Origin of the sequence: Indolivaga alginatilytica (genome assembly GCF_003201355.1) — a bacterium.
Classification (GTDB): Bacteria; Bacteroidota; Bacteroidia; order Bacteroidales; family Dysgonomonadaceae; genus Dysgonomonas_A; species Dysgonomonas_A alginatilytica.
Genome location: NZ_QICL01000060.1, coordinates 1 through 5,478 on the forward strand (window position 1 = coordinate 1; position 5,478 = coordinate 5,478).

Below are 5,478 nucleotides of genomic sequence, written 5' to 3' on the forward strand. Positions count from 1 at the left end.
TAATCTATTATTAAAACAAACCTAATAAAGCACACGTAACAAACCTTTAATTTTCAAATAAACACAAAATAACAATCGGAGTCAATTAAAAGATTAGTTGTATTTTACAATTATTGCTTAATTCTCCTTCTTATGAGATGTTCCTGAAACTTCCCCAGGCTAGATATTGCCTAAAGTTTCATGTCTGCTTTTAAATTTATCTATTCTTGAATTACAAACTACCAATAATTATTACTTTTTTTATGAAGAAACGATTTACGCATTTACTTCTCCTGTCACTATGCACAGGAAGCCTCTTTGCGCAGTCGCCCGGAGGCGTGGGCAGTCCCGAACTCTGGTTTCAGGCAAGACCTATCGGCACAGACCTGAACGGAACCTACCGCTGGCAGGATTTCAGCGGTGATTCCTTACGCCTGAATGTATACAGCGATCAGGGAGCCGCCCTCGGAGATGAGTTTACCAACAGTTCCGTGCGTTACTACAACGGAAACCCTGCCTTGAGCCTGAACAAATCGCTCGACACCAAAACAAGGGAAGTACGCCTGAAACGTACCAACCTGTCACAAGCAACCATTGTCGGAGTATTCGCACCCAATGCCAATTTCGACAAGGAAATGATTCTCTACGGATTAAACGGCCGTCCCGGACAAGGAGTACTGGTCACTACCGATAAAATCATACCGAGCATTGAAAGCGGCAAAAGTAAATTCGATTACGGACAATCCGAAGGTATGGATTTAATGTATTCATCGGGTGACTCCGAATCAAATGTTAATGACTTTCGGGTTAAGTCCATGCGGATAGCCGCCTATTACCGCAGCATACCTCCCGCCACTAGCATCTGGGGAGAAAAAGATATAGCCACCCTGAGTTTAGGCAGCACCTATAACAAAACAAATGTTAATTACAACTCGACCTTTTCAATCACTACAGCCGAAAACAGGGCTTTCACAGGCTATATCCCCGAGCTGATCGCTTACAACCGCCTGCTTACACCACTGGAAAGACGCAGGGTGGATTCCTATCTGGCTATCAAATACGCCTTGTCACTCCCTGTTTCCTATATCGGAAGCAATGAGGAACTACTCTGGGACTATGCAGCTAATCCTATATACAATAACCGGATTACAGCTATCTACAGGGACAAGAGCAGTGGACTTTACCAGTATGAATCGGGTACAAGCTACGAGGAACTAACCAATTACTCCGATCAGAACGATTACTTCTACAACAGCAGCCCTTATAACCGTTCGTCGGCTTCCCGCCTGCTAGTATTAGGTCGTCAGGATGCCAATACGTTAAAAGACAACAATTATCTTTTCTGGGGAGACAATAATGCCGCTATTAAGATCAAAGAGATAGACGGCAAGCTGGGCTATAAGATAATGAGCCGCCAGTGGCTTGTAAAAACCAATATCGCAGCTACTACGACAGCCGAAAGAACACTCCCCTGGCAGCAATACGACCTTGTTATCAGTACAAACGGGTTTAAATCGTCTGTAACAAAGTCCTCCACAACTACAGCACAGGGAGTAGCCTATACCGCTACCCCTTTACTGGATTCGGACGGTTATCTGGGTCTGAGCGGGTTTTCCATCAGCGGCGACATCTATATCAAATTCGGTTCGAATCAAAGTATATTATCTAACGGTAGCCATGACTACGGCTATTACATCACCACATCGGGAAGCGTTTACCCCATCATACAAGGAGTAGTATCTTCAGCTTCCGTACTCTCGGTAGCACTAGCCTCAAAGATAGAAATGGAGAAACGTGGTAATATCGTATTCCTGCGTGTAAACGGAATCAGGCAACCCAAGACCGAAATTACGATTGCTGCTTCAGATATGAATAAACCGTACTACGGAGCCATCAGTATGTTAAAAGGCAGCAGCGAGAGTAAGATAGGCGAATTGCGTCACGGAGGATTTACCGATACCGGTAACAAGATCGAACTTTCCTACGCATCGACCCGTGCCGCTGAATTTAAAGACAATAACAAGGGACGCAGTTTTCTGGTTATCGACCGTTCGGGGTCAGGCAGCATCGATCTGAATACTGCCGAACTCATCGAAGTGGATGAAGTAGATGCCACCCGTCAGAAAGTCATTTTTAATAATATATTCCTGAACACAGGGGACGAATTTACCTTTATGTACAGAGAATCCGATATTGGCGGAGAGATTGAAGTAACCGATCCTACCTGTAACCAGGCGGACGGGAAAATCAAAATCAGGCTGACCTCGGGAAATCCGGCATTCAACTATACCCTGACCGATACAGGTACAGGGCAGATTGTCAAATCGGGTAAAGAATTCGATTACACCATCGAAATAAACGGTCTTCCGGGAGGAACTTACGATCTGGCAATTACGGAAGCCGGAGGCTTTAACTTCCAGAATATCGATGCGGCTATAAAACCCACCCGTGCCAAAACCACCAATTGCCTGCCCATGTATGAAGGCAGTCTTGAATGGACCATTTCGAACCTGACCGATTCCTATATAATCGGTTACACCACTTTTGTAGAAGATGTGAATAATACCAAGAATATCATTCATTATGGATTGAAGAAGCAGGGAGCAAACCTGTATTTAGTTACCAATGGAAAAGTAGCCACATCCGTTCTCACCACCGTTGCCGCAGGCGATGTGATCCGTATTGAAAAGACCATGAACAGTATTAAATACAAGAAGAACGGTACTCAGATTGGCACAGCCAGTATTTCATTCCTGGATATACTCTTGAAATTCTACGGGCTGATCGATACAAGTTATGGTCCTGCCGAGATACTCAATGTAACGGCAACAGGATTCTTCAATCTGGTTGATTACAACTGGACAAGAACGGATAACCTGACTATCGGACAATCGAACAATTCTTCCATTATATACAGGGTAACGCTGGACGACCCGTGTAACGGAGATCCGCAAGGTGACTCTCTGCAACCTCTGCAACCTCAGGCTGAAAGCGATAATATGACTGTTTATTATAAAACTGTCGGAGATACAAGATCCGTAACTGCCCGTGTCACATTCGCAGAACCGGAGGTAGTAACCTTTACTGCTTACAGCATGACAGGAGTCCTTATCAAGAAAGTGAATCTACCTACCCCCCGTGTATTGCAGGAAGCCGATTTTGATTTTACGCAAAGCGGCGTGTATATCATTAAGGCAATTACCACCAATGGGGAGTTCAGTAAAAAAGTGATGGTTAAATAAGCATTTTTAACCCATATCAAATAAGAAAAAATAAAAATATGAAGACCAGAAAGAAACAATATATACTCATCGGCACACTCATAACGTGTGCCGGGATATTGGGAGCAGTGACCTTCTCTCAAAAGAGTCCGCAAGAATATGCTTCTGTTTCGGCTGAAAGCAATGCCAATCAGATAACGGCAACAGCCCGGGGCAATGCAGTGGACGTGCAACCGTTAGATTCAGCCCGACAAGGAAAAGAAGCTGCAACAAAAACAGCCGTGATTCAATACCTTTCTACCAACAGGGAAGGAATTATCGGCAGTTATGCAGGCAAGCAACTCGACAACCCTTCGGATAATATTTTCACCGTCAGCTTAGACCGGACATTCTCTGAAAATGATAAAGTATGGCTAAGCTATGAACTGGAAGGCGTATCCGACTATACCAATGTACCAAAAAGCATTAACGACCGGTTGGCAACAGGCGGTTATCAGGTAAAACTATCGGATAAACCGGCTTTGCAACGGGAACAATTGAACCCCGGATGGCTCAAAAAAGGAGACAACCAAATTCAGTTCAGCTTACCCGAAAACGCTGAGTATGGATACAAGGTAAAGAACCTGTCCATCGAGGTGGAAAAAGGAGCTAATACCTCCATGCTTGTCGTGAATAGTACAGGTACGAGTTTTGACAACAAGGCTTATGTGAGTGGATTTGTTCAGGATAAGAACGCCGAACAAATGAAGTTTTATGTGGATGGAAAGCAGATATCTGCCGTAAATGGTGCTTTTGAAGCAATCGTCCCATTAAACGCAAATAGGATAGTAAGCGTAAAAGCCATACTTGCAAACGGCAAAGAAGTAAGTAAAGAAATCAACTTTACAAACGGTGCTTCCGCCGATATAGAGTATGCGATGAATAACAATACAAAACAAACTTCGAAAACCTTCCAAAAAGGTATTGCGGAAGATTTGAAACTCGAAACGGCTCTGTTGAATGTGGATTCGAAAGCCCTTCTGGCAACTAAAAATATTTCGATCACTTCATTGAGACACATCGACCTTCCTGCTTTGGATATGGCTATGAGTAATGTGACGGCTTCGCATAGAGGATATCGTTTCCTTCCTCATGGCGAACATTTTGCAGACGGAGCTAAAGTAACTATCAAGTATGACCGTACCAAAATACCGAATGGGTTTACCGAAGATGACATCAAAACGTACTATTTTGACCTCGATACAAAACACTGGGTAGCGTTAAAACGGGATACGATCGATAAGAAAAATCAACTGATTGTATCTACCACTACTCACTTTACGGATATGATAAACGGGGTGATACAAACACCCGAATCGCCCGAGACGCAAGGTTTTGCACCTACGATGATGAACGATATCAAGGCGGCTGACCCTACGGCAAAAGTACAGGTGATTGCACCTCCTGCGGCTAACAACAGAGGTTCGGCAGGATTGAGCTACGGTTTTGAGATGCCTCCGGCACGTAACGGTATGCAACCGAGCCTGGGTATTCAATACAACTCCGATGGTGGAGCAGGATGGCTGGGCGAAGGCTGGGATTTAAGTACTCCAAGCATATCGGTAGATACCCGCTGGGGCGTACCTCGCTATGACGATGCGAAAGAAACCGAAACTTATTCGATGGGTGGAAGTATGCTTGTGACGATGGACGATGCGGGCGAAAGCTCCGTAGCACATCGTGGCGACAAGATCAACCGCAAAACAGACCGCCAGTTTTATCCAAGAAACGAAGGCAGCTTCTCGAAGATAATTCGTAAAGGAAGCAGCCCTGCTAATTATACATGGGAAGTAACCGATAAGTCGGGAACAAAATATACATATGGAGCAGTACTTAAAGGTTCGGCAAAAACATTAAACGGCAACAAAGATGTGGTCGTAGAATGGAAACTGTCTCGTGTGGAAGAATTGCACGGCGATTATATCGAATACATTTATGAAACGGTGGACGAAACTATTAAAGGTAGTCTGACTGCCAAAGCTATTTATTTGAAAGAGGTAAGAGCAGGTAATAAAGGAAATGATCCGCATACGGTGGTTACTTTAACAAGTACTACCCAGAAAGATAAGAAAACCAATTCGGCAAGATACGGTTTCCTTACTTCAAGCAATAAGTTACTGAATAAAGTGGATATTGCTTTTGAGGGTCAGCCGCTCAGAAGCTATACTTTTGCTTATAAGCAAGGGGCTTTTAATACCAATATATTGGATAAGGTGACGCATCTGGATGCTTACGGGGC

General features: G+C 44.0%; 2 protein-coding genes. Both read left to right on the plus strand.

All coding sequences use genetic code 11. From position 1 onward, the window contains the following. Positions 1-242 precede the first annotated feature (242 nt). On the plus strand, positions 243-3,221 hold the full coding sequence (locus CLV62_RS21300) for a T9SS type A sorting domain-containing protein (RefSeq protein ID WP_110312783.1): 2,979 nt from the start codon (positions 243-245) through the stop codon (positions 3,219-3,221). A 38-nt stretch (positions 3,222-3,259) separates the two neighbouring features. Then, a partial coding sequence (locus CLV62_RS21305; protein WP_317048098.1) for a SpvB/TcaC N-terminal domain-containing protein occupies positions 3,260-5,478 on the plus strand: 2,219 nt, incomplete at its 3' end.